This window comes from Nocardioides sp. NPDC000445 (assembly GCF_040300245.1).
Lineage (GTDB): Bacteria > Actinomycetota > Actinomycetes > Propionibacteriales > Nocardioidaceae > Nocardioides.
Genome location: NZ_JBEPDH010000001.1, coordinates 225,436 through 249,203, shown reverse-complemented (window position 1 = coordinate 249,203; position 23,768 = coordinate 225,436). Strand labels below are relative to the sequence as shown.

At 69.0% G+C, this 23,768-nt stretch carries 26 protein-coding genes; 11 read left to right on the top strand and 15 right to left on the bottom strand.

Going from position 1 to position 23,768, the window contains the following annotated elements:
- Positions 1–4 precede the first annotated feature (4 nt).
- On the bottom strand, positions 5–556 hold the full coding sequence (gene pcaG / locus ABT304_RS01195) for a protocatechuate 3,4-dioxygenase subunit alpha (RefSeq protein WP_350712963.1): 552 nt from the start codon (positions 554–556) through the stop codon (positions 5–7).
- Positions 553–1,329, bottom strand: a complete 777-nt coding sequence (gene pcaH / locus ABT304_RS01190) for a protocatechuate 3,4-dioxygenase subunit beta (protein ID WP_350712962.1) — start codon at positions 1,327–1,329, stop codon at positions 553–555. The genes pcaG and pcaH overlap by 4 nt, the downstream gene beginning before the upstream one ends.
- Before the next feature lie 70 nt (positions 1,330–1,399).
- On the opposite strand from pcaH, the gene ABT304_RS01185 reads away from it, so the two are divergent.
- The 3 genes from ABT304_RS01185 to ABT304_RS01175 all read left to right on the top strand — a co-directional run bounded on the left by ABT304_RS01185 (position 1,400) and on the right by ABT304_RS01175 (position 4,144).
- On the top strand, positions 1,400–2,143 hold the full coding sequence (locus tag ABT304_RS01185) for an IclR family transcriptional regulator (RefSeq protein WP_350712961.1): 744 nt from the start codon (positions 1,400–1,402) through the stop codon (positions 2,141–2,143).
- Between the two features lie 175 nt (positions 2,144–2,318).
- Complete coding sequence (gene cobT, locus ABT304_RS01180; protein WP_350712960.1) at positions 2,319–3,368, top strand: nicotinate-nucleotide--dimethylbenzimidazole phosphoribosyltransferase; 1,050 nt, start codon at positions 2,319–2,321, stop codon at positions 3,366–3,368.
- Positions 3,368–4,144 carry an adenosylcobinamide-GDP ribazoletransferase gene (locus ABT304_RS01175; protein WP_350712959.1) on the top strand — a complete coding sequence of 259 codons (777 nt, stop codon included), beginning with the start codon at positions 3,368–3,370 and terminating at the stop codon, positions 4,142–4,144. Before cobT ends, ABT304_RS01175 begins: the two co-directional genes overlap by 1 nt.
- Here ABT304_RS01175 and cobU read toward each other — a convergent pair.
- Positions 4,141–4,680: a bifunctional adenosylcobinamide kinase/adenosylcobinamide-phosphate guanylyltransferase gene (gene cobU / locus ABT304_RS01170; RefSeq protein WP_350712958.1), complete on the bottom strand. Its 540-nt coding sequence runs from the start codon at positions 4,678–4,680 to the stop codon at positions 4,141–4,143. The genes ABT304_RS01175 and cobU overlap by 4 nt on opposite strands.
- Positions 4,681–4,716: 36 nt before the next feature.
- On the opposite strand from cobU, the gene ABT304_RS01165 reads away from it, so the two are divergent.
- Positions 4,717–5,505 (top strand): metallophosphoesterase family protein, encoded by a 789-nt coding sequence (locus ABT304_RS01165; RefSeq protein WP_350712957.1) that lies wholly within the window; start codon positions 4,717–4,719, stop codon positions 5,503–5,505.
- Positions 5,506–5,538: 33 nt separating this feature from the next.
- Here the strand turns inward: ABT304_RS01165 and ABT304_RS01160 are convergent, their stop codons facing one another.
- From ABT304_RS01160 to ABT304_RS01130, 7 genes are all read right to left on the bottom strand, one after another.
- Entirely contained in the window at positions 5,539–6,300 is a 762-nt protein-coding gene (locus ABT304_RS01160; protein WP_350712956.1) for an ABC transporter permease, read from the bottom strand.
- Positions 6,297–7,067: an ABC transporter ATP-binding protein gene (locus tag ABT304_RS01155; RefSeq protein ID WP_350712955.1), complete on the bottom strand. Its 771-nt coding sequence runs from the start codon at positions 7,065–7,067 to the stop codon at positions 6,297–6,299. The genes ABT304_RS01160 and ABT304_RS01155 overlap by 4 nt, the downstream gene beginning before the upstream one ends.
- Positions 7,064–7,435 (bottom strand): DUF1048 domain-containing protein, encoded by a 372-nt coding sequence (locus ABT304_RS01150; RefSeq protein ID WP_350712954.1) that lies wholly within the window; start codon positions 7,433–7,435, stop codon positions 7,064–7,066. The genes ABT304_RS01155 and ABT304_RS01150 overlap by 4 nt, the downstream gene beginning before the upstream one ends.
- Positions 7,436–7,438: 3 nt before the next feature.
- Positions 7,439–7,768, bottom strand: a complete 330-nt coding sequence (locus tag ABT304_RS01145) for a PadR family transcriptional regulator (protein WP_350712953.1) — start codon at positions 7,766–7,768, stop codon at positions 7,439–7,441.
- A 161-nt stretch (positions 7,769–7,929) separates the two neighbouring features.
- Entirely contained in the window at positions 7,930–8,478 is a 549-nt protein-coding gene (locus tag ABT304_RS01140; RefSeq protein ID WP_350712952.1) for a hypothetical protein, read from the bottom strand.
- Between the two features lie 40 nt (positions 8,479–8,518).
- A complete protein-coding gene (locus tag ABT304_RS01135; RefSeq protein ID WP_350712951.1) occupies positions 8,519–10,858 on the bottom strand; it encodes a hypothetical protein in 2,340 nt (779 codons plus the stop codon).
- Entirely contained in the window at positions 10,858–11,166 is a 309-nt protein-coding gene (locus ABT304_RS01130; protein ID WP_160028122.1) for a hypothetical protein, read from the bottom strand. Before ABT304_RS01130 ends, ABT304_RS01135 begins: the two co-directional genes overlap by 1 nt.
- A 232-nt stretch (positions 11,167–11,398) precedes the next feature.
- Between ABT304_RS01130 and ABT304_RS01125 the strand changes: the two genes are divergently transcribed.
- A complete protein-coding gene (locus tag ABT304_RS01125; protein WP_350712950.1) occupies positions 11,399–11,875 on the top strand; it encodes a hypothetical protein in 477 nt (158 codons plus the stop codon).
- A gap of 15 nt (positions 11,876–11,890) precedes the next feature.
- Here the strand turns inward: ABT304_RS01125 and ABT304_RS01120 are convergent, their stop codons facing one another.
- Positions 11,891–12,910: an alpha/beta fold hydrolase gene (locus ABT304_RS01120; protein ID WP_350712949.1), complete on the bottom strand. Its 1,020-nt coding sequence runs from the start codon at positions 12,908–12,910 to the stop codon at positions 11,891–11,893.
- 72 nt (positions 12,911–12,982) lie between these two features.
- Between ABT304_RS01120 and ABT304_RS01115 the strand changes: the two genes are divergently transcribed.
- Positions 12,983–13,555: a TetR/AcrR family transcriptional regulator gene (locus ABT304_RS01115; protein ID WP_350712948.1), complete on the top strand. Its 573-nt coding sequence runs from the start codon at positions 12,983–12,985 to the stop codon at positions 13,553–13,555.
- Here the strand turns inward: ABT304_RS01115 and ABT304_RS01110 are convergent.
- Positions 13,521–14,084 (bottom strand): DUF6199 family natural product biosynthesis protein, encoded by a 564-nt coding sequence (locus ABT304_RS01110; RefSeq protein ID WP_350712947.1) that lies wholly within the window; start codon positions 14,082–14,084, stop codon positions 13,521–13,523. The genes ABT304_RS01115 and ABT304_RS01110 overlap by 35 nt on opposite strands.
- A gap of 121 nt (positions 14,085–14,205) precedes the next feature.
- Between ABT304_RS01110 and ABT304_RS01105 the strand changes: the two genes are divergently transcribed.
- Positions 14,206–15,096: a hypothetical protein gene (locus ABT304_RS01105; RefSeq protein WP_350712946.1), complete on the top strand. Its 891-nt coding sequence runs from the start codon at positions 14,206–14,208 to the stop codon at positions 15,094–15,096.
- A 13-nt stretch (positions 15,097–15,109) separates the two neighbouring features.
- Here ABT304_RS01105 and ABT304_RS01100 read toward each other — a convergent pair whose 3' ends face one another.
- From ABT304_RS01100 to ABT304_RS01090, 3 genes are all read right to left on the bottom strand, one after another.
- The gene (locus tag ABT304_RS01100; RefSeq protein ID WP_350712945.1) at positions 15,110–16,570 is read right to left on the bottom strand and encodes a glycosyltransferase family 39 protein; all 1,461 of its coding nucleotides are present in this window, start codon (positions 16,568–16,570) and stop codon (positions 15,110–15,112) included.
- A 45-nt stretch (positions 16,571–16,615) separates the two neighbouring features.
- Positions 16,616–18,250 (bottom strand): alkaline phosphatase D family protein, encoded by a 1,635-nt coding sequence (locus tag ABT304_RS01095; RefSeq protein WP_350712944.1) that lies wholly within the window; start codon positions 18,248–18,250, stop codon positions 16,616–16,618.
- A gap of 88 nt (positions 18,251–18,338) precedes the next feature.
- The gene (locus ABT304_RS01090; protein ID WP_350712943.1) at positions 18,339–19,208 is read right to left on the bottom strand and encodes an oxygenase MpaB family protein; all 870 of its coding nucleotides are present in this window, start codon (positions 19,206–19,208) and stop codon (positions 18,339–18,341) included.
- Between the two features lie 76 nt (positions 19,209–19,284).
- Between ABT304_RS01090 and ABT304_RS01085 the strand changes: the two genes are divergently transcribed.
- From ABT304_RS01085 to ABT304_RS01070, 4 genes are all read left to right on the top strand, one after another.
- Positions 19,285–20,382 carry a hypothetical protein gene (locus ABT304_RS01085; protein WP_350712942.1) on the top strand — a complete coding sequence of 366 codons (1,098 nt, stop codon included), beginning with the start codon at positions 19,285–19,287 and terminating at the stop codon, positions 20,380–20,382.
- 8 nt (positions 20,383–20,390) lie between these two features.
- Entirely contained in the window at positions 20,391–21,827 is a 1,437-nt protein-coding gene (locus tag ABT304_RS01080; RefSeq protein WP_350712941.1) for a protein kinase domain-containing protein, read from the top strand.
- Between the two features lie 191 nt (positions 21,828–22,018).
- Positions 22,019–23,209, top strand: coding sequence for an MFS transporter (locus tag ABT304_RS01075; protein WP_350712940.1), 1,191 nt, complete (start codon positions 22,019–22,021; stop codon positions 23,207–23,209).
- A 63-nt stretch (positions 23,210–23,272) separates the two neighbouring features.
- Positions 23,273–23,698, top strand: coding sequence for a Fur family transcriptional regulator (locus ABT304_RS01070; RefSeq protein WP_350712939.1), 426 nt, complete (start codon positions 23,273–23,275; stop codon positions 23,696–23,698).
- Positions 23,699–23,768: the final 70 nt, after the last annotated feature.

Sequence of the window (23,768 nt, the reverse complement as noted above, 5' to 3'; positions counted from 1 at the left end):
CTCCTCAGCGGTAGGTGAGAAAGGTGGTCTCGCGGTCGCCCTGGAGGTGGATGTCGAAACGCAAACCGGTTGCGTCCGCGGTTGCCACCAGCGTCGCACGCTCGTCCTCGGACAGCGACACCAGCAGGGGGTCACCGGCGTTGGCGGGGTGCTCGGGCAGGTAGATCCGGGTGTGCAGCTTGTCGAGCAGACCGCGGGCGAAGACGGTGAGCGCGAAGAACGGCGCCGCGCCGTCCTCGGACGCCCCGGGGAGCACCGTCGAGAACGTGTAGTGGCCGTTCAGGTCGGTGTCGGCGCGGCCCCAGCCGGTGAAGGTCCAGCCGTCGCGGTGCAGCGACCCCTCGGCCTGCGGGATGTTGCCGTCGGCGTCGGTCTGCCAGATCTCGAGGAGGGCGTCGGGGATCGGGTTGCCGGCGCCGTCGTAGACCTTGCCGTGCAGCCGGATCGAGCCGGGGCTGCCGGGCGGGACCAGGTCGGCGTCGCCCTCGTAGGGGAGCGCGTAGCCGAAGAAGGGGCCGATCGTCTGGCCCGGAGTCGGGCGGTCGGGGCTGCTCACAGGTCGCCCTCCTCGGGCTCGGTCCAGGTGCGGCTCGGGCCGGTCAGAACGATGTCCCAGTGGTAACCCATCGAGTACTCGGGGGTGGAGAGGTCGTGGTCGTACGTCGCCACCAGGGCTTCACGAGCCTTCGGGTCCGTGATCGACTGATAGATCGGGTCGAGCGCGAAGAGCGGGTCGCTGGGGAAGTACATCTGCGTGATCAGCCGCTGCGTGAACGCGCGGCCGAAGAGCGAGAAGTGGATGTGCGCAGGCCGCCAGGCGTTGATGTGGTTGCCCCACGGGTAGGGGCCGGGCTTGATCGTCTGGAAGCGGTAGCGCCCCTCGGAGTCGGTGATGCAGCGGCCGACGCCGGTGAAGTTGGGGTCGAGCGGCGCCGGGTGCTGCTCGCGCTTGTGGATGTAGCGGCCGGCGGAGTTGGCCTGCCAGATCTCGACCAGCTGGTTGCGCACGGGGCGCCCCTCGCCGTCGGTCACCCGGCCGCTGACCGTGATCCGCTCGCCGATCGGCTCGTTGCTGCCGGCGATGGTCAGGTCGGCCTCGAGCGGGTCCACGTCGGAGTCCCCGAAGCACGGCGCCCACAGCTCGATGGTCTCGGGGTCGGCATGGCGCGGGTCCTTGGTCGGATGGCGCAGGATGCTGGACCGGTAGGGCGGGTAGTCCAGCAGCGGCTGACGTACGTTCTGGCCCGCGGAGTCGGCCTCGAGCTTCTCGATCTCGGCCGAGAGGTCGGCCTGAGTCTCGACTGGTGGTTTCTTGGTGGGCGCTGTCACGCTCCGAACGCTAGGTGGCGGAGGCGTACGATGAAAGCAGGGACTTCCGCTGAGCGAAAGGTTGGGCGAGATGGCAGGAGGCAGCGGAGGCCGGACCGTCGCCTCCCGAGTGCTCGGTCTCATCGGCGCCTTCGACGCCGGCCATCGCCGGCTCACGCTGAGCGAGCTCGCCGCCCGCGCGGACCTCTCCCTCCCGACCGCCCACCGCCTGGTCGCCGAGCTGGTCGAGTGGGGTGCGCTGGTGCGGGAGGAGGACGGGACGTACGCCGTCGGCCGCCGGCTGTGGGATGCGGGCCTGCTCGCGCCGGTGGCCACGGACCTGCGCTCGGTCGCGTCCCCGTTCCTCCACGACCTCTACGGCGCGACCCTGGAGACGGTCCACCTGGCCGTTCGCGAGGACGACCACGTGCTCTACCTCGAGACGCTCCGCGGCACCCGCAACGTACCCATCGTCTCCTCGGTCGGTTCACGCCTGCCGATGTACTCCACCGGCGTCGGCAAGGTGCTTCTGGCCCACGCGCCCGAGGACGTACGCAACCAGGTGCTGTCCGGCCCGCTCAAGCCGTTCACCCGCCACACCATCACCACCCCCGGCCTGCTGCGGCGCCAGCTCGACCGGGTGATCACCGAGGGCTATGCGACCACCGCCGAGGAGATGACCCTCGGTGCCTGCTCGGTCGCGGTCCCGATCACCACCGGCTCCGGTGTCGTCGGCTCCCTCGGCATCGTCGTCTCCGACCTCCGCCGCAACCGCCTCCGCCTGGTCTCCGCGCTCAAGGTCGCCTCCCAAGGCGTCTCCCGCGCCCTCCCATAGCCGAGACGTCAGCTACGTCGGCCGAGACGTCAGTTAGGTCGGCCGAGACGTCAGTCACGTCGGCCGAGTTGGCAGCGCGTGACGCTTCGGCCGACGGGCCTGACGTCTCGGCCGTCCGCAGTGACTTCTCGACCAGCGCGCGTGACGCCTCGGCAGCGTGGGGTACCTTGCGCTGGTGACGATCCGGACCCCAGACGACAACGTACGCAACCAGGCAGCCGAGCGGCTGGGCGCACTGGCGACGCCGCCGGGGGCCATGGGTCGCCTGGGCGAACTGGCGGTCTGGGTGGCCGCGTGCCAGGGCGAGGTGCCGCCGCGACCGGTCGAGAACGTACGACTGGTGATCTTCGCCGGCGACCACGGCGTCGCCCAGCACGGGGTCTCGGCGTTCCCGCCGGCGATCACGGGCGCGATGGTGCGTACGTTCCTGGGCGGCCGGGCCGGAGTCAGTGCGCTCGCGAAGGCGCACGGTGTCCAGGTCCGGGTGCTCGACCTCGGCGTCGACGAGGAGTTCCCGGACCTCGACGCCGCCACCCGGGAGGCGCTGACGCAGCACAAGATCCGGCGGGGGAGCGGCGCGATCCATCTCGAGGACGCACTCACGGCAGAGGAGACCACGGCCGCGCTGGAGGCCGGCGCCGCGGTGGCGCGCGAGGAGATCGCCGCCGGTGCGCAGCTGCTGATCAGCGGCGACATGGGCATCGGCAACACCACCCCCGCGGCCGCGATGGTGGCCGCCGGGCTCGGGCTGCCCGCGAGCGAGGTCACCGGTCGTGGGACCGGCATCGGCGACGAGGCGCTGCGGACCAAGACCGACGTCATCACCGCCGCCCTCGACCGTGCCGGTGAACGCGCCGGCGACCCGATCGAGACCCTCGCCGCACTCGGCAGCGCAGACCTGGCCGCGACGACCGGCTACCTCCTCGAGGCCGCCCGCAGCGGCACCCCGGTCCTTCTCGACGGACTGATGAGCGTCGCCTGTGCCCTCACCGCCGACCGGATCGAGCCCGGCGCCGCGACCTGGTACGCCGCCGGCCACCGCTCCACCGAGCCCGCCCAGTCGATGGCCCTGGAGAAGCTCGGCCTCGAGCCGCTGCTCGACCTCGACCTGCGCCTCGGTGAGGGGTCCGGCGCCGTCGCGGCCGTGCCGGTCGTCCGCAGCGCCGTCGCCCTGCTGCGCGACGTCGCCCTGCTCTCCGAGCTCGCGCCGGGAGACCCTGCCTGATGCTTGTGCGGGACGCCTGGCGTCTCGCGGTCGGCACGCTGACCGCGATGCCCGTGCCTCCTCCCGAGCACGTCGATCGCCGTCGCGCCGCGATGGCGATGGCGGTCGCGCCACTGGCGGCATTGCCGCTCGCACTGGGGGCCGCCGCTATCGCACTCCTGGGACAGCTCACCGGCCTACCGCACCTGGTCACCGCCCTGCTTGCGATCGGCGTCGTGGTCGCCGGCAACCGGGCCCTCCACCTCGACGGTCTCGCCGACACGGTCGACGGCATGGCGGCGTCCTACGACCGCGAGCGCTCGCTGGCGGTCATGAAGACCGGCACCTCGGGCCCCGCCGGCGTCACCGCGATCGTCCTGGTCCTCGGTCTCCAGGTGGCGGCGCTGGCCTCCGTGCTGGGAGGTGAAGGCGGCGTACGCCTGGCTCTTCTCGCTCTTGTCGCGGTCTGTGCGTCGCGCGCGGCGCTGTCGCTGTGCTGCGTACGCGGCGTGCGGCCCGCCCGCCAGGACGGCCTCGGGCGCACGTTCACCCAGACCGTCTCGCCGCTCCTCGCCGCTGTTGTCTGGCTGGCATCGGGCGCCGCGCTGGCGGCGGCCGCGTGGTGGGCCGGCATCGGCTGGTGGCGAGGCGCATCGGCCGCCGTGATCGCGGCACTGGTCGTCGCGCTGATCCTGGTCCGAGCCGTCAAGCGGTTCGGGGGAGTGACCGGCGATGTCTTCGGTGCGGCCGTCGAGGCGGCGCTGGCGACCATCCTGGTCACCCTGAGCACCGGCTAGAGCTTCAGGACCCGTCCGGCGATGACGAGATGCACCTCGTCGCACGCCGCGGCCAGCCGCTGGTTGACCAGCCCGAGCAGGTCGCGGAAGAGGCGGCCCGAGCGATGGGCCGGCACGACTCCGAGGCCGACCTCGTTCGTCACCAGCACGACATCGCCGTTCTGCTGCTCCAGCACGGCAGCCGCATCCTCGACCAGCGCCGCGACCGCCGCGGTCGCCTCCTCCGACGTGGCCTCCCACAGCTGGTGGGAATCCATGACGGCCGTGAGCCAGGTGCCCAAGCAGTCCACCATCACCGCGTCGCCGTTGGTCAACCCCTCGGCCAGCGCCCCCGCGAGATCCCGCGACTCGACCGTACGCCACCCCTCCGGCCGCCGAGCCCGATGCGACGCCAGCCGCGCAGCCCAGTCAGGATCCGGCTCCTCCTCGACCGTCGGCCCCGGCGCGACGTACGCCACCGAAGGCGCGGCCGCGAGCAGGGACTCGGCGTGCCGCGACTTCCCGGACCGCACCCCGCCCGTGACCAGAATCCTCACGGGGCCAGTCTCCCAGCCATCGCATAGCCTGCGCCCATGACCCCAGAGCGCATCGCGCTGATCTCGGACGTACATGGCAACCTCACCGCCCTGGAAGCCGTTCTCGCAGACATCGAAGCACGAGGAATCACCCGGATCTTCAACCTGGGCGACTACGTCGGCAAGGGCCCGAGAGGTCGAGAAGTGGCCGAGATCTGCCGAGAGCGGTGCGAGGTCAACATCCTCGGCAACTGGGAAGACTTCCTGCTCACCCCCGAGCCCGACTTCGGCCGTGAGTCGGTGGGGCTGATGTGGTGGCGGCTGCAGGCGTGGGAGCAGGCCGAGTGGCTGCGTACGCTCCCGTTCTCCTACGACTTCACGATGAGCGGCCGCCGGATCAGGCTCCTCCATGCCTCCGAGGAGACGGTCCACCGCCGGGTCAGGTTCGACCATGACGAGCAGGAGTTCCTGGGCCTGTTCCGGAACACCGAGGCGACCGGTCTCGACGTCCCGGAGCCGGACATGGTCGGCTACGCCGACACCCATGATCCCTACTACGAGACGGACCGGCACCGGCGCACGGTCTTCAACACCGGCAGCGTCGGCAACTGCATGAGCGATCCGACCCCGGTCTACGTCATCCTCGAGGGTGTGATGGGCAGCGACCAGGAGGCGCCGTTCGGCATCCAGTGGGTCCGGGTCCCCTACGACGCGGAGGCAGAGATCGCGTACGCCGCCGAGGTCGGCATGCCCGAGCTCGAGGAATACACCTACGAGCTGCGTACGGGCTTCTACCGGGGCAACCTCAGGGACGGCGAGCAGCCGACCTACCACCGCAAGGGGTAGATCGGCTCTTCACCGCTCCTGAACCTGAAGCCGTCAACTGATCTTGCGCCGGTAGACAGCCATGGCAGCGACGTACGAGGCAATCAGGATGCCCACGCACCAGGCCAGTGCGACCCAGATGTCGTCACCGACCGGCTTCCCCGCGAAGAGCGCCTGGATGGTGTTGACGATCGAAGTGACCGGCTGGTTCTCGGCGAAGGCGCGCACCGGGCCGGGCATCGTCTCGGTCGGCGCGAACGCCGAGCTGATGAACGGCAGGAAGATCAGCGGGTAGGAGAACCCGGTGGCTCCCTCCATGGTCTGTGCCGCCAGCCCGGGGATGACCGCGAGCCAGGTCAGCGCCAGGGTGAGCAGCGCCAGGATCCCGGTGACCGCGAGCCAGGCGCCCAGGTCCGCCGAGGTGCGGAACCCCATCACGAACGCGACGCCCACGATGATCACGAGGGTGAGCATGTTGGCCACCATCGAGGTCCCGACATGCGCCCAGAGCACCGCCGAGCGGGCGATCGGCATCGACTGGAACCGCTCGAAGATCCCGCTCTTCATGTCGGTGAAGAGCCGAAGCGCGGTGTACGCGATGCCCGAGGCGATCGCCATGACCATGATCCCGGGGAGCACATAGTTGACGTAGTTGTCGGTGCCGGTCCGGATCGCGCCGCCCAGCACGTAGACGAAGAGCAGCATCATCGCGATCGGCGTGAGTGCGGTGGTGATGATCGTGTCCGGGCTGCGGGTGATGTGCCGCAGCGAGCGGCTCAGCAGGGTGCCGGCATCGGCGAAAGCGTGCTTGGTCATGACTGTCCTCCCTTGGTGGAGCCGGTGAGTGAAAGGAAAATTTCTTCCAGCGTCGGCTGCTTCTCGACGTACTCGACCTTCGCCGGCGGCAGCATCGCCTTGAGCTCGGCGAGCGTGCCGTTGGCGATGATCGTCCCGCCGTGCAGGATGGCGATCCGGTCGGCGAGCTGCTCGGCCTCCTCCAGATACTGCGTGGTGAGCAGGACGGTCGTGCCCTGAGCGGTCAGCTCGCGAACGACCCGCCACACCTCCAGGCGTGCCTCCGGGTCCAGCCCGGTCGTCGGCTCATCGAGGAAGATCACCGAAGGCGAGCCGATCAGCGACATGGCGATGTCCAGCCGCCGCCGCATGCCCCCCGAGTACGTCGCGACCTTCCGGGCGCCCGCCTCGACCAGGTCGAAGCGCTTCAGCAGCCCGTCGGCCACGTCGCCGGGGGAGGGGAGATGCCGCAGCTTCGCGACCAGGATCAGGTTCTCCCGCCCGGTCAGGATCTCGTCGACCGCCGCGAACTGGCCGGTCAGCGAGATCGCCTCCCGCACCCGCTGCGCCTCGTCGACCACCGATGCACCCTCGACCAGCGCCTCGCCGCCATCAGGTTTCAGGAGGGTCGAGAGGATGCGTACGACCGTGGTCTTTCCGGCCCCGTTGGAACCGAGCAGCGCGAAGATCGTGCCCCGCGCCACCTCGAAGTCGACCCCTCGCAGGACCTGGTTGTCCTTGTAGGAATTCTCCAACCCCCGTACGGAGATGGCAGCTGTCGCGCTCATGACTCGTCCTCCTCGGTGATGTCCTGAATGGCGTCGTTGAGCCGGGCGCGCTCCTTCTTGATCCAGGCGCCCTCGGAGTAGTTCCGGGCGAACTCCTCAGCGAACTCGACCGGGTCGTCACCGACGATCGCGCTGACCGGGGTGCCGTCGGCGGCGCCCTGCTCGAAGAGCTCGAGGAGGTCCTCGGCCATCGCCGTCACGATCGCGCCGTCGGCGATGCCGGCGGAGTACATCAGGTAGCGCTCGACCGCGTCGTGCGCCTTGCGGTGGTTCTCAGGAAGCTGCTGCTTGCGGGCCTTGAGCTGCCGCCAGCGCTTCTTCAGCTCGAGCTCGCCGACGACGGCCTCGAACATTGATCGGATCGACATGCCTTACTTCCCTTCCGTCCGGAGGCTCTCCAGCCGTTCGGCCAGGAACCCCCACGTGGTCCAGAACTCTTCGAGGTACTTCTCGCCATCTGCGTTGAGCGAGTAGACCTTCCGCGGCGGCCCCTTCTCGGACGGCCGCTTCTCGACGTCCACCAGTCCGTTCTTCTCGATCCGGACCAGCAGCGCGTAGACCGTGCCCTCTGCGATCTCGGTGAACCCCTGGCTCCGCAGCCAGGTCGTGATCTCGTATCCGTACGCCGGGGTGCCGGTCAGGAACGCCAACACGATCCCCTCCAGCGTCCCCTTGAGCATCTCGGTCATCTGCTTGCCCATCGGGCACCTCCTTCCACTACTCAGTGTTGCTGACTACCAGTACATAGTAGCGCTGAGTAGTGACGAAAGGTCAAGTCCTTATCGCAGGCAGAAATGCCAGCGGCGCTGGTACGACGGGATCAACCGTCGTACCAGCGCCGCTGGTCGAGTCTCAGGTGGGCTCAGCTCTTGCTGTCCACCTCGGCAACGCGATCGAGTGCCGTGGTGAGGAGGTCCGCCACGTCCACGGATGCCTCGCCGTTCCCGCTGTGCGTGACCCCGACTCCGACGAGGCGTCCGTCGTCCGCCTCCGCGAATGCGGTGCTGCCAACCTCAACGGGGTTTGACGACGTACTCGTGAACTTGAATCCCACTGCTCCGTCGGGAAGCCCGCTGATTGGCTCCGATGTCGCCTCGCCGTATTCGCCCTTGGCGGCATCGGCAGTGCACTCGTCAACAGCCTCCTTGATGGCAGTGAGCATCGACCCGGCATCGGGGTAATTCCCGCCCCCGGGAACGAAGACGGTGGCACCGACGACATCCCCGTTCTCGAGCACGTACTGGTCGCCGGTGGTCCCGTCTTCGGCGGTAGACAGCTTCGCTGTCTCCAGATACCCGAGTGCGTCACACCAGCCGATCCCGGGCGCTCCCCTGGTTCCATCCGCGGTCTCTTCGACCTTGGGCAGTGCGTCGGTGTCCAGCAGCGTCGAGTTGGTGCCGCAGGCGGTCACCAGGAGCGGTGCTGTGCCCAGTGCGACAGCCAGACGGAACCTACTTCGGGTAGTAGGCCAGGAAGGCATTCTTGTAACTCCCTTCGAAGTCGGCGGAGGTGACGTACTCGTTGAGGTAGTTCATCGCCTCGTGAGCGTAGCGATCCACGTCGCCTGCCGGGACGTCCGACAGACTGATCACCTTGCCGTCCTTCACGAAGGTCTCGTCCGAGTTCGGGATGTCGATCACGCCGGCTCGCTCCAGAGCGAAGAGGGCGTTGAGCTCGACGCGGTTGACCCCCTCCGATGCTCGGGTCTCGGCGTTCGAGGTCGCGGCGGCAGCCTCGTTCGCGAACTTCTCGCCGGCCGCATCCTTACCGAGGTCGATCGCCTGGCCGACTCCGTACTCGATCACCTTGCTTCCGAGCTCGCCGACCTGCTCGGCTCCGGGCAGCGGCACCATCCCGGCCACTTCGCTCGTTAGGTCGATGAACGCCTGACGCTGAGCGTCCCGATCCTTCGCGCCATCGATCTCGACCTCACCAACGGCGTGCTCGGCAAAGCCTTGGAGATGGCCGCCACGTTCGAGGACATCGCGCAGCTCAGTGCGCAGGCCCGGGTCGTCCGGGTTCTGGGCCAGCTCGACGGCGATGTTGTTGATCTGGGTCTGCTGGAAGGTGCCCACACCCTCGGCGATGCTGGTCATGCCGTCCTGTGTGCTCATGGAGACCTTCATCATGTTCTCAAGGTCATCCTTGTAGAACTTCGGGTAGGGATCCATTGCGCCGTAGTGATCGAGCTTGAACGGCTCCGTGCCGGGCTCGCCGGTTCCGGGGTTGTTGAGCGCTGCATCTACGCCGGGGGTGTAGAACTTCATCAGCTCCGCAACATGAGGTGAGGCTGCTTTGGCATCCTCGGCGTTGAAACCCTCGTTGTCAGATACATCGTGGAAGAACTTCGATACGAGGCCCGTCGTCTCCTGCGGGTGCTCCTTGAGAAGCTCCTGGTTGGTGCCGATGCCCTCGGCCAGCTCCGAGATGCCGGCGTAGCCGTCGGCCTGCCAGGTGCGCTTGTCGAAGTAGAACTCCTGCCGCTCGGCGCCGTGCTCACCTGTGAAGAACTCGAGTCCCTGCTTCGGGTGGTCGCCGAGGTTGCCCATGATCGCGGCCATCGGGTCGTCGCCCCAGCCGCCGTCGTTACCGGTATCGAGGGGGCTGTGGCCTGTGTGCCCGTACCAGTACTGAGCGTTCATCGGGCCGTCCGCCTGCTCGAAGCGGTCCAGCTCCTCGGCAGCCCCGAGCACGAGGTCTCCGTTGAGGCTGTGGTCCTTCATCAGATAGGTGAGGACCGAGGCGCCGCCGGTGCCGCCCCAGTTCGGGTAGCGGTCACGGAGGGCATCCTGCTCATCGTCGGAGAGGTAGACCCCTGAGGGGCCGGCGTACTTCACGATGTCGTGGCCGAACTGTTCGGCCGGGAAACCGGGGTCGTTCGAGGCCGATGCGAGACCACTTCGAAGGTTGGACGCGAGTGTGTTGACAGAGCCGGAATCCGGCATCTGCATACGCAGGTACTCCTCGATCCTCGCCATGCTGGCGACGGTGCCGTCCGCCCCGAGGTCTTTGTAGAGCCCTGCGGCGACGGTCGAGTCGTCGGTGTACGCGCTCAGCATGGAGTTGAGACGGTCGGCCTCTTCCTTGCTGAGCTTGTAGTCGTCGTCGTTGAGCGTGCTGTCGAGGCGGTCGCTGATCTCCTTGCCGAGCCGTGTCTGAGCATCCGGCGGGAGGGCGTCGATATAGCCGTCGTACTTGCCCGGATCGCTGAGCATCTTGTCGATGAGCTCGTCCTCGGGCAGGTTGCGCAGCTCGGGCGGGAGGCTGGCCTGCTCGATCGTGCCCTCGCCACCGTCGTAGTCGCCCTTGGTCGCGTGGTTGAGGACAGCCGTCAGGTCGGCGTCAGCGGACGCGGCGTCGGTCAGCGCATCCTGGATGGTCTGGGCGAGCTGCTGCATGGTGCCCTTGTCCTTGTCCGGGTCCTTCTCGTCCGGGCTCGGATCGGTGATCTGTACGCCGCCGGAGAAGGAGACCTTCCAGCCTCGGCCGGTGGCGTCGTCGTAGGCGTGCTTGGCGCTGTCCTTGGCCTTCTTGATGGAGGCGGCGGCCTCGTCGAGGGCGTTGATGACCTGAGACAGCGGAGCTGCGATGTCGTTGAGGTCGGCGATCAGTCGGCGATGACGGTTCTCGGCACGGGTAGACGCTTCGCCGACCCAGGTGTCGGGGACCTTGCCGGCGTCCATCTCGTCCTGTTGGTCCTGGAAGCTCTTGCGGGCGGTGTTGAGCTGGTCCGCGGCGGTGTCGAGGTCTTCGGGCTTCCAGCTCTGCAGCTGCTCATAGGTGACGGCCATCAGTCTCGTCCGATCATTGCTTCGCGGTAGCGCGCCTGCTGCGCCGTGATGGTGTCGGCCTCGACGATCGCGTCGGCGTCGGCGACGGTGGTCGTCTTGTGATCGCGGGCGTCCTTGACCCACTTGTCCTTGTCGCTCTTCCACTCGGTCTTGAGGCCGTTCGCGGCGCCCGCCGACGTGCTTCCCGGGAGCGCGGATGCGACCTTGCCCATCGGGCCTTCGAGATCGAGGCCGGCGACGGCGTCGGCCGCGGTCCCGATGGAATTGGCCGCGGTCTTCACCTGCGGCGCCACGATTTCGACGTTCACGAGAGGATCCCCCAAGACGTTCGGAGCGATTGGTAACTATCTCCTACCCCAAATTCCGGGTTTCAAACACAAATCGTCGAGAAATCTTGTACCGCGCAGCTTCCGCATCTCGACGGGCTCGCCCGCGCGGATCTGTCGGTGGGGGCCCGGCCTTTGGGATAACGTCTCGGGCCATACGAGGCCGTCCAGCACCGGTAGGGCGGGCGCGGTCCAACTTGACGAAAAGGGCGCGATGTCACAACCGAATGAGGCACCAGGGACGGGACCGACCTGGTCCGCGACGAGCGCTTCGGCACCTGCTGGCGGTCCGCGAAGCGGCGTCGGGCTCGGGCTTGCCGGGCTGGGGATCGGGGCGGGAATGCTGGTGATCGTCGCCCTGGTGCGGGTGATCGTCGGCATCCCGAAGGTCAGCCAGGGCTATTACAACTCCTTCTACAACATGGAGGACCGCCCGGTCGGTTGGGTCATCCTGGGCCTCCTGCTCATCGCCTCGATCGTCCCGATCGCCGTTGGGGTCGTCCTCGGCCATCTCGGCGTGAGCCGGGCGAAGGCAACCGGAACGAGCGCCGCGGCTGCAGGGATCGCTCTCGGGATCGGCTACACACTGGCGGTCTTCTGGGTCGTACGGCTCATCAACGCGATCACGAACACCACGGAGTTCAACGGCGGAATCAGGATGGTCATCGAGTACGTCGGTCTCTGGGCTTGAGGACGGCGTCCGCCGTCAACGTACGTCTGTCCAGAACCTCTCGAGCTCGGCGGCGAGCTCGGACGCCACCTGCATCGGCAGGGAGTGAGTGGTCTTCGGCCACACCTTGACGGTCGCGCGGGGGAGCAGTTCGGCCCTCTCGGCGGCGTCCGCGCCGCCGGCCAGCGACTTGTCGCTCGCGATCGCGACGTAGACCGGCATCCGCAGTGAGCGGATCTGCTCGTCGGTCAGCCGCGATGGTGTCGGCAGGCTGCCGGAGTCGAAGTGCGCCGTACCGGCGGCGATCATCCGGGCCATCGGATCATCCGGGTCGACCTCGTCGTCCTCGACGCCTCCGATCCGGTTCAGCGCATGGTCGCGCCAGGAGTCGGGGAGGAACGGGAGAGCGGCTACCGCCGACCAGCCGATCGCCCAGGCCGGCAGCATGCCGAACGTCATGATCGGCTCGAGCAGGGTGAGGCTGGCCAGCCGATCCGGGTAGCGCACCGCGACGGCCGCGGCGAGCCCGCCGCCCTGAGAGTGCCCGACCAGGTGGATCCGGTCGAGTCCGAGACCTGCCAGCGCCTCCTCGACCCAACGGGCGTTGTCGTCCATGCCGCGCAGCGGCAGGGTCTGCTCGGAGAGCCCGCTGTCGCCGATCGCGTCGAAGGCGTAGACCGTGCGGTGCTCGGCGAAGTCGCGCAGGTTCTCGCCCCACATCGGTACGCCGCTGGCCCGTCCCGGCACCAGCACGACCGGGATCTCGTCGACCGGGTCCGGGTTGACCCAGGCGTACGCACGGACCGTGCCGAAGGTGGTCTCCACGTCGTGCGTCTTGGTCGGCTTCGGCAGTGCGGCGAAGGCCGCGTCGTACGCCTCGGTGTAGGCCTGGCGTCCGGCAGGGGTGCGGAAGTGGCCGACGCCGGGGCCGCTCGTGCCCAGCACCATCACCAGGCACCCGGTCGAGACGACCGCGATGACGGTGAGGAGCACCACCGGCCAGCGCCGGCGCTTCCTGCGCGTTTCGATGTGCTCATCCTGAATGTCCTCGTCCATGTTCGCCCCCGATAGCGATGCGATCGCATTGAAACCCTGTTGCGATGCGACTGTATTGCTAACCTGGGCGCCATGCCAAGAGCCGTCGACCACGAACAGCGCCGGTTCGAGATCGTCGCCGGTCTCTGGCAGATCGTCGCCGAGCAGGGGATCGAGGGCGTCAGCCTGCGGACCGTCGCCGCCCGGGCCGGGGTCTCGATGGGGCGCGTACAGCACTACTTCGGCACCAAGGACGCACTGGTGATCGCCGGCATCGACCTGCTCGTCAAGAGGGCCGTCATCGAGTACGAGGCAACCGAAGGGCGGCCGCCGCAGGACCGCCTCCTCCACATCCTGCTCCAGCAGATCCCCGCCACCGAGGCGGGCAGGATCGGCGTCACCGTCTGGTACGCGTACGTCGCCAAGGCGATGACCCACACCGCCGTGCGCGAGATCCTCGCCGAGGCCACCCGGGTCGGTGTCGAGGAGTGCACCCGCCACATCCAGGAAGCTGACGGTCTCGATGAGGACGAGGCACGAGCACACGCCGTCGAACTGCTCGCGCTCTCCGACGGACTCACCCTGCGAGCTCTCATCGGAGACATCACCGCCGAGGAGGCTGAGGCTCTGATCAGGGCATGCAGGTCGCGCCCTCGGGGGTCATGAAGAAGAGGACTCGCCCGGGAGCGCCCGCGAACGCTGATTCGCCGCCGCGCACCGTGACCACCTCGCCGTTCGCGCGCTGCTCGATCTCCACCGAGGCACCCTCGGTGCCGGCCAGGGATCGCACGGCATCCGGATTGGCGACCTTGTCCTCGGCGTTCCACTCCACTGCCTGCTCGAACTTCGGCTTCAGGCGCTGGCACTCCTCCTTGGCCCGCGCATCCGCCTCGTCCTCCTTCTCCTGCGCTCGCTGAAAGCCTTCAGCGATGGGGTCCGAGCTCGCCGTACCTGTGGCGGAGTCGTCCGACTCCGATGAACCCCCGCCGGGGCCGCCGAACGCGAGGATCGCGGCGAACACGAGGCAGGCGACGCCGACGGCAGCGGAGCTGAAGCGGGTCACGCCGAGGTAGAGGTCGGAGGGCTCCGCATCGCGGAACTTCCAGCCCTCCTCGAGGAAGAAGCCGACCTCCGGCCGTGCGGCGATGAAGAAGGACCAGACGGCCCCGAGAACGAGGATGATCGCGAGCAGCATCACGAGATACGTATACCCCGAGCCGGAGGCACCACGTGCACACGGCGAACGAAAATTCGTTCGCCCGGGAATGACGCCAGCTGCGAGCGCGGCCGCAGCGGCGACCCTTAAGGTCGACGGCGTGGTCGGGGATGAGGATCTGGGCTCGCCGTGGATGGCGACGGTGCGCCGCGTTGCGTGGACGGTGACGGGGGTGTTCAACGCCATGACCGGGCTCGCCATCGGTCTCGGGTCGGTGGTAGCCGACGGTGGGGAGTACGGGCCCTATCTGCTGGGGACCGGCTTCGGGATCCTGCTGTTCCTGACGGGTGTGCACGGACTGCTCACCAAGGGCGTACGTCCGGCCGGGAGCGCCACGCGCAGGATCGGGCGGCTGGGTGGGGTCGCCGGTGACGGGATCGTGATCCGGCTGAGGCGAGCGCCGGGCATCTGCGGAGAGCTGATGCTGGTGTGCTTCGTGGCGATGCTGTGCCTGGCGGCAGGGCTCGGCTTTCGGGCCGGCAATCCGTTTATCGGGCTGCTGTTCTCGCTCCTCGCGGTCTTCTTCGCCGTCGTGGTGGCCGAGCATGCGACGACGCTGGGACTGCGACGAGCAGTGCTGATCACGCCCGAGGCGCTGAGGGTTGAGCTCGGCCCCGAGACGGTCTCGGCGGCGTGGGCGGACCTCCGCGTCGACCTGTTCGAGCAGGTCATGAGCCCGAACGGGATCACGGTGACGAACCGCTTCCTCGAGATCACGGCGCGTGGCGATGCGCCGTCATGGGCGGTGACGCGGCGTCATCGGATCCGGGTGATTCCGAAGCGCTGGCGCAAGGGCGTCGTCCGGGTCGGCTACCCGCTCCTCGACCGCCCGGAGCAGGTGCTCACGACGTTGAGGTCGCTGCAGCGGCGTACGGACGAAGGTCGCCGGGTGGTGCTGTCCAACGACACGACCCTGGCCTACCTGACCGGCGACCTCGAGATCTCGCCGTTGTCGGATACGACGGGACGTCTTGGGCGGTCTCCCTGGTAGCGACCGACGCAGATCAGGCGCTGTAGTGCCACAGCTGTGACCACGGCCGCGTCGGGGTGTCGCAGACATGGATCGGGGCGCCGTTCTCCTCGTTGTCGGCACCTTCGCGGTTGTGGAGTGAGGCGACCTGCCGGCAGCCGTCGAAGAAGCGGTCGGGGGCCTCGAACCCGACCACGACGATCGGTGTCGCGTCCTTCGGCGGCTGCTCCCAGAACCGCCAGCCGTTGTGCCCGCTGTGGACGGGGACCCCCGCGCCGTACCACTCCAGGGCCCCGGCTTCCCCGTAGTTGGTCGTGAAGACCACGGCCGTACGCCGCTGGGCCGGCGTCAGCTCGTCGACGACGGCGCGGACCTGGGCGGCGTACTGAGGCCAGCCGATCGTCTCCAGCTGGTCTTCGCCGGCTGCGGTGTAGAAGGAGCCGGCGTAAGTCTTCGCCGGGAGCACCGGGAGGTTGATCGGCCAGGCGGGGATGGTCAGTAGCGCCAGGCCGGCGCCGAGAAGGCCGACGGTGCGCGGTCGCAGTCGCTCGGCGACCACCACGGAGCCTGCCGCGACCAGGGGAGGGAACAGGCCGGCCAGGTAGTAGCCCTTGCCGCCGGCGACCAGGAAGAAGCCCGCAACGAGCACGAACGCGACGGCAACCGGTCGGAAGAGCGCCCACTCACGTCGCCGGAAGAGCGCGACCAGACCGATGATCCAGATCGGCGTGATCACCGGGCTGAGCAGGATCAGCGCCTGGGTGACGTACCCGATCCGTCCGGACAGCCCGCCGTACTCCTCCCGGATGTCCTCGGAGAGGTCGAGCACTGGCCAGTCGTGCTCGAGCTGCCAGAGGAGGTTGGGAGTCCACAGGACCAGCGCGACGAGCCCGGCCAACCATGGCCACGGCGTGGTCAGGTTGCGCCGGGTCGCCGGAACGAGCGCGATGCCGAGCAGGATCGCGCCGAGGAGGAAGACCACCGAGTGCTTGTTCTCCAGCCCGATCCCGGCGACGATCCCGGCCGCCAGCCAGAACAGCCCCCGCTGCCGCCCGCTTTCGGCGATCAGCGCCCGGGCCACCAGCACCAGGATCGCGGTCCACGCCAGCGCGTCGAACGTGGCGGTCGAGTGCCAGTGCCCGAACGTCATCGTGACCACCCCGACGGCCACGAGTCCCGCGGTCAGCACCTGCGCCGTACGTCCGCCGTTGAGCAGCCGTGCGAACTCGGCCGCCAGCAGGACCAGTCCGACCATCGCCAGCAGACTCCACATCCGCAGTACGACGAGGTTGTACGGCGCGATCTCGGTCGCGACCCGCGCCAGGAACGGTGTCAGCACCGGCTGGTCGGGATATCCCCAGGACAGCCGCTGACCTGCGGAGACGAAGTAGAGCTCGTCCCGATGCGGACCGTAGAAGGGGCTCATCGCCAGCAGCACGGCAGCCTGTGCGGCAACGACGATCCCGACGGCAGGGGAGTACCGCGGCCGGGTCACGCCCCTGAGGGTAGCGGCGCGGGCGCGGCCAGAACGTACGAATCCCTACGCCTCCACGAGACCCGGGCGGCCGGACTCGGTGACGAAGCGCCCGCCGACGGTGAGCGGAGCGCCGGGGGTGCTGACCTGGGCGACGTTCTTGTAGGTGATCTCGGCGCCGGCGGTGTCGAGGGAGATCGTGGTGTAGCCGCGGAGGCCGTTGTAGAACTTCATGTGCGGGTTGCGCTCGAGGTAGGCCGCCCAGTTGGCCGGGTGCTCGGCGCCGTTGCCACCGGAGGTGATGGAGCTGGTGACGATCTCGGTGCCGAGCACCCGCGAGGACGGGTCGTCGAAGTCGTCGTGGATGTCGAGGCCGTAGTGGACGTGCACGTCACCGGTCAGCACCATCAGGTTCGACTGTTCGGAGGCCTTCCAGCCCTCGAGGATCCGGCGGCGGGATGCGGGGTAGCCGTCCCAGGAGTCCATCGAGCGGGTGCCGTCGCCGGACGGGTTGTCGCGGCGCGAGAAGGTGACCTGCTGCGGGACGACGTTCCACAGCGCTGAGGAGCGTCGCCAGCCGTTGATCAGCCACTGCTCCTGCTCGTTCCCCGGAAGCGTCATCGACTCGGCCTCGGACGCAGCCGAGGGCACCTTCCAGCCGTCGCCGTTGGCCTGGTTGGTGCGGTACTGGCGGGTGTCGAGGATGTCGAACTGCGCCAGCCGGCCCCACTGCAGCCGACGGTAGAGCCTCAGGTCGGGACCGGACGGCTGCTGCGGGAGCCGCAGCGGCTGGTTCTCCCAGTAGGCGCGGTAGGCGGCGGCGCGGCGCACCAGGAACTCCTCCGGCGGCACCGAGTTCTCCGGGATGTCGGCCGCGTAGTTGTTCTCGGTCTCGTGGTCGTCCCAGGTGACGATGAACGGGTGCGCCAGGTGGGCGGCGATCTGGTCCGGGTCGGACTTGTACAGCCCGTAGCGCGCCCGGTAGTCGTCCAGCGTGACGGTCTCGTGGTTGAGGTGCGCCGGCAGCGGCTCGGTGTAGGCGCGCGCCCCGGCGGTGGCGTTCACGGCGTACTCGTAGAGATAGTCGCCCAGGTGGAAGACCGCGTCCACGTCCTCGCCGGCGAGATGCTTGTACGCCGTGTAGTAGCCCTGGTCGTAGCGCTGGCAGGAGGCTAGGGCGAAGGTCAGCGACGACACCGCGGCCCCCACGGCCGGGGCGGTCCGGGTCCGGCCGACCGGGCTGATCCACTGGCCCACCCGGAAGCGGTAGAAGTACTCGGTCGCCGAGTCCAGGCCGCGGACCTCGGCGTGCACGGAGTGGTTGAACTCGGTGTGCGCGGCAGCGGTGCCGCGGCGTACGACGCGCCTGAAGGCGGCGTCGCGCGCCACCTCCCAGCCGACGTCGAAGCGCGACGGCGGCATCCCGCCGGTGGGCTCCAGCGGGAGCGGCGCGAGCCGGGTCCACAGCAGCACCGAGTCGGGCAGCGGGTCGCCGGAGGCCACGGCGAGGGTGAACGGGTCCGAGGTGATGTCGGCGGGGGAGCCGGCCGGAGCGGCGAAGGCACCCGTTCGCGGCAACCCGGTCGTGAAGGCCAGCGCGGTCGCGGCGGCCGAGACGGTCAGGAAGCGGCGGCGGTCGAGGCCTCGGAGGGCGCCACGGAGGTCAGGGCGGAGATCAGGAGTGTTGCTGGGGGCAGGCATGGACGACGTGCTCCTGTCGATATGGGGTTATCGACAACAGCGAAGCGGTGCCCGGTGAAGCCGTGGTGACGGGCGGGGGAGAACCGGGCTAAGCGGTCTCGGCAGTACGGTGCACCGGGCAGCCCGGCGCGAAGGTGCCGAGGTCCTCGGTGTTGAACCCGTGCGGGTAGCTCTTGATGCGCGGCATGTCCCGGACGTACGCGGGTTTGCGCCGTGCCGGCAGCAGCGCGACGACGCGCGCCCGCGCCTTCAGCGCCCCACGCGACAGCGTCCGGGCAAGCCGCCCGGGCTCGGGATAGCCGAACGCCTCCAGCAGATGCGGCTCCATCAGAGACAGCGAGAAGATGCGGATGAGCGGCGCCAACGGCCGCGGGTAGAAGGTCGTCAGCAGCTCGAGGGTCGAGTCGGCGACGGCACGGCCGCCCTCGTCGTACCCGAAGTGCTCGGCCTCGTAGGAGTCGAGGAGCTGCTCGAACTCCTCATAGGTCGCCGGGATGTCCTTGATCCCCATCCGCTTCCCGAGCGCCTGGTAGTAGCGCAGGGCTGCGAGCTGCTCGTCGGGGGTCGACTGCCGCCAGCCGAACTCCTGGTTCCAGCGCCGGGGGATCACCACGAACGTGGAGAGGACATAGACCATGTCGTCGTTGGAGATGTCGTACATCTTGTGCATCTGGTTGATCCGCCGCACCGCGGCCCGGCCGCGAGGACTGTCCAGGTCCTCGATCGCCGCGTCCTCCAGCAGCAGCGCGGTGTCGTCGTAGCGCTTCTGGGTGTTCTCGGTGAACTGGTGCGTGTCGGCCAGCAGCCGGCCGATCGAGGGCACCGCGTAGGTCCGGAACAGTGCGAAGCTGAGCGCCTGAGTCGTGTCCCAGGGGAACTCGTAGAGCCCCAGACGTCTCGAGATCTCCTGGAACTCGGTCTCCGGGTCCAGCCCTGCTGTACGCGACTTCTTGGCCATGATGCCTCCTCGCTCGATACATAACTGTATCGTGACTTGGCTCACATGTGGTTTCTCCCGCCGTAATGTCTTCTGCATGGAGAAGTCGGGAACGCAGACGCCCCTGTCCCTCGCGGCCGCCGAGGCGGTCCGAACGTACGCCGCCACCACCCGCTCCGCTCTCGGGTCCGCCGAGTCCCCGGTGATCTCGTACGCAGGGCTGTGGCTGCTCCTCGCCTCGCTGGCACCCGCGGCGGAGACCGAGACCGACGAGATCCTGGGCCTGAACAGGGCCGACGCGCGGGCCGCGGCGCTGACGCTGCTGGAGGCGCCGCACCCCACGATCGGGGCGGCGGTCGCCGGCTGGCTGCGGTCGGGTGTCGAGCTGACCAAGGGCCTGCCGATCGTGCTCGACCCGCTCCCGGACCAGGCCGGGCTCGACGCGTGGGCCGATGCGCACACCCGCGGGCTGATCAAGGAGTTCCCGCTCGAGATCGACGCCCGGACGCTGCTCGTGCTCGCCTCCGCGCTGGTGGTCACGCCACGCTGGAGCGAGCAGCTGGAGGAGGGCGAGGACGGGTTGCTGGTGCTCGAGGACGGCTTTCAGGCGGTGGTGGCGACAGCGGCCGCGGGCCCGGTCGCCGTCGCCTGCCCGTCGAGCGAGGACGGCATCTCGGTCTACTCCGTGATCGCCGAGGAGGGCGTCTCCGCCGACGATGTGTGGCGGGCCGCCGACGAGGTCGTCCGGAGGATCGACGCCGGGGAGGTCCACGATCGCACCTTCGATGCCGGGCAGGAGGACGGGCACGCCCGGACGGTCCGCGAGGTCACCGCCTTCGGCAGCGCTCCGTCCGACCGCTGGCGCAGCCACGTGCCGGAGTGGAGCGCGGAGGACCGTCACGACCTGTCGGCCGCGCCGGGGGTCGCCGAGATCGCCCGCGGAGTGATGGCCGCGGTTGCGGAGGAGACGGAGGCCGTCTGCGTGCAGAAGGCGGTCGCGTCCTACGACCGGGAGGGCTTCAAGGCGGCCGCGGTGACCGGGATGATGGTCCGCGCCGCCGCCGCGGCACCGCGCGAGACGACGGTGCGGCAGATCGACCTGAGGTTCGACCGGCCGCACGCGGTGGTGGCGATCGCACGCGGGGGAGCCTGGGAGGGCATCCCGCTCTTCGACTCCTGGGTGACCCCGGCATAATTTCCGGCATGGACGAGCTTCCCCCGATCGCCGGCCGCTACCGGCTCCTCACCTTGCTCGGAGCCGGCGGCATGGGCGAGGTCTGGCGGGCGCGTGACACCGTCCTCGACCGCGATGTCGCGGTGAAGCTGATGCGGGACGTGGACGACCCCACGATGGCCGAGCGGTTCCGCCGTGAGTCGCTCTCGACCGCCCGGGTCGTCCACGACGACGTGGTCAAGATCTTCGACGCCGGCAGCGACGACAACGACGTCTTCCTGGTGATGGAGCTGCTGCCCGGGCCCACCTTGGCGGAGCCGCTGCAGCAGCGTGGCCCGATGCCGGTCGACATGGCGGTCGAATACACCCGCCAGGTCGCCGGCGCGCTCGGCGCGGCCCACCGGGCCGGTGTGGTGCACCGCGACATCAAGCCGGCCAACCTCATGTTCGACGGTGACGGCCGGCTGACCGTGCTCGACTTCGGCATCGCGTACGCCATGACGGGGGTCGACGCCGGGCTGACCCAGACGGGCCATGTGATCGGCAGCCCGTCCTACCTCTCGCCCGAGCAGGCCTCCGGCGACCCGGTCGGGCCGCCCGCCGACGTCTACTCGCTCGGCTGCGTGCTCTTCGAGATGCTCACCGGCAAGGTGCCCTACTCCGCGCCGCACCCGGTCAAGATCCTGCACATGCACCTCAGCGAGCCGGTGCCGCGGATCACCGACTTCCGGGCTGTGCCCGCGCCCCTGGCTCGGCTGGCCACCCGGATGCTCGACAAGAACCCGGCCGCCCGGCCCTCGATGGACCAGGTCGGTCACGAGCTCGGCTATGTCCTCAGCGGTGCCGACCCCGACGCCACTGACCGGCTCTCCGCCGGGCAGGCGCCGCGGCCGACCCAGGCGATGGCGCCGCGCCCGCTCGACGAGCCGATGGCGCTGGCCAACTCCCGCACCGGCGTCCTGCCCAGTCCTGGCACCCCGCCTCCGGCCCGCGGGCCGCGCCCGAGGTCGCTGCGGAAGTTCCCGACCGGCCGTCTCCTCGGCGCGGTGGCGATCGTGATCGCGTGCGTCTTCGCCGCCTCCTGGCTGGCCGCCTACGAGCCCTCTCCCGCTGAGGCCCAGCCGTCCCAGAGCTCCGACGACTCCAACACCGCGGACGACAACACCGACAGCTCCGACAACACCGACAACTCGGCCGACGAGCCCGTCGACCAGTCGGACAACAAGACCCTCAACCGTCTCGACCGGCTCGACCGCTGGCGCGAGAACCTCGAGGGCTGGAACGTCATCGACGAGGGCCAGTCCCAGGAGTGGGAGGACCAGATCCAGCAGATCCGCGACCTCGTCGAGAAGGGCGAGAGCGCCAAGCGCGAGATGGAGCAGCTCCGCGAGGAGTTCGACAGCCTGAGCAAGGGTGACGGCAAGGACGGCGAGAAGATCCTCGACGGCCTACTGAAGGGCAACTGACCCTGTTGCGCCGCTGGTCGAGCCGCGAGCGCCAGCGAGCGTGTCGAGACCAACACGGTCGCTTCGAGCGCCATCGGGGACTGTGTTGGTTTCGACACGCCGTCGCTCGTTCCTCGCGACGGCGGCTCAACCAGCGAGGGCGATCCTGAAACGCTCGACCAACGCGACGTGAAGGTGCAGACTTCGCGTCCATGACCCGACTCCAGCTGGCCCGGATGGCGGTGTTCGTCGCCTTCGCGATCCAGGGACTGACCTTCGCCTCGCTGATCACCAGGCTCGAGTCGATCGCGACGAAGCTCGACCTCAGCGCCGGCGACGTGTTCGTGGTGCTCGGCATCACCACCGCGGTCGGGGCGATCGGCAGTGTCGTCGCGGGTCACCTCGCCACCAGGATCGGCAGCGCCGCGACCCTCTCGCTGATGCTCGGCGGGGCCTCACTGGCCGCGGTCGCACCCGCCTTCGCGCCGACGATGGTGACGCTGCTGGTGCTCAACGGCGTCTACGGCTTCTTTCTCGGCGGCGTCGACGCCTCCATGAACATGCAGGGCACGGCCACTCAGGACGCGTACGGACGTCCGCTGATGAACGGGTTCCACGCGATGTGGAGCGCGGCGGCCGTCCTCGGCGCCGTCTATGCGACCGCGACGATCGCCCTCGGCGTACCTCTGGGTCTGGACATGATCCCCATTGCCGCCATCGGCCTGGCCGCCAACCTCGCCACGTTCCGGCTCCTGCTGCCGCCGGAGGCGGTCGACGCGGCGGAGCATCGAGCCAGCAGTACGCAGCGCCCCAAGGTCCAGCTGCCGTGGCTGCCCCTCCTCCTGGTCGCGGTGCCGACGTTCGCGATGTGGTTCATCGACTCGGCGGCCTCCGCCTGGGGCGGGATCTATGTCGTCGACGGACTCGGGGCCGCGGCGGCGGTCGCACCGGCGATCTACGCCGCCTATCAGCTGGTGCTCCTGGCCGTACGCCTCCCCGGAGACCGCCTCGTCGCCCGCTTCGGTCCCGAGCGGGTGATCCGGACCGGCGGCATCGTCGGGGTCGGTGCGCTGGTGCTGATCGTCGTCGCCCCGCACTGGAGCGTGGCGGCGGTCGGCTTCGCCGTGCTCGGCGGCAGCCTGGCGATGGTCCCGCCGCAGTCCTTCGTCGCCGCCGCGCACATCTCCCCGGACAACGCCGAGGACGCGATCGCCCGGGTCAACCTCGCCAACTACGCCGGCTATCTCGCCGCCGCCTCCCTGATCGCCGCGGTCGCCGAGGTCTTCGGGGAGCGCTCGATGTTCGTCATCCCGCTGGCGATCTCGGTGCTGATCCCGGTGATGGCCGGCCGCTTCGCGACCCGTCCGGCTCCGGAGTCTCCGGAGACCGTGAAACTGGATTGATTTCCGTCAGAAATTTCCTCGCCGTTTCTTGACTCATTCAAGAATTGGCGTAGTGTCTGAGGCGTGGGGAACGCGGACTACGAACAGTTGCTGAGAGGTGCCTCCCTGCGCGTCACTCGCCCGCGAGTGGCCGTTCTGGGGGCCGTCACCGAGAACGCGCACGCCGACACCGAGACCATCCTCGGAGCGGTGCGCGAGCGGCTTCCGGACGTCTCCCATCAAGCCGTCTACGACTCCCTCGCCGCCCTCTCGGCGGCCGGGATCGTACGTCGCATCCAGCCGTCCGGCTCGGTGGCTCGTTATGAGACCCGGGTCGGGGACAACCACCACCACGTGGTCTGCCGCTCCTGCGGGGCGATCGCCGACGTCGACTGCGCTGTCGGCCATGCGCCCTGCCTGACGGCATCTGATGACAACGGCTTCACGGTCGATGAGGCCGAGGTCATCTACTGGGGCACCTGCGCGGACTGCAGGCTGTCCCAGGGGTAGAGCCCGCGCCGGCTGAGCTCGTCATCGGCCGGCGCAACACATGTGAATCACAGCGTCTGGCAGCAGCCAG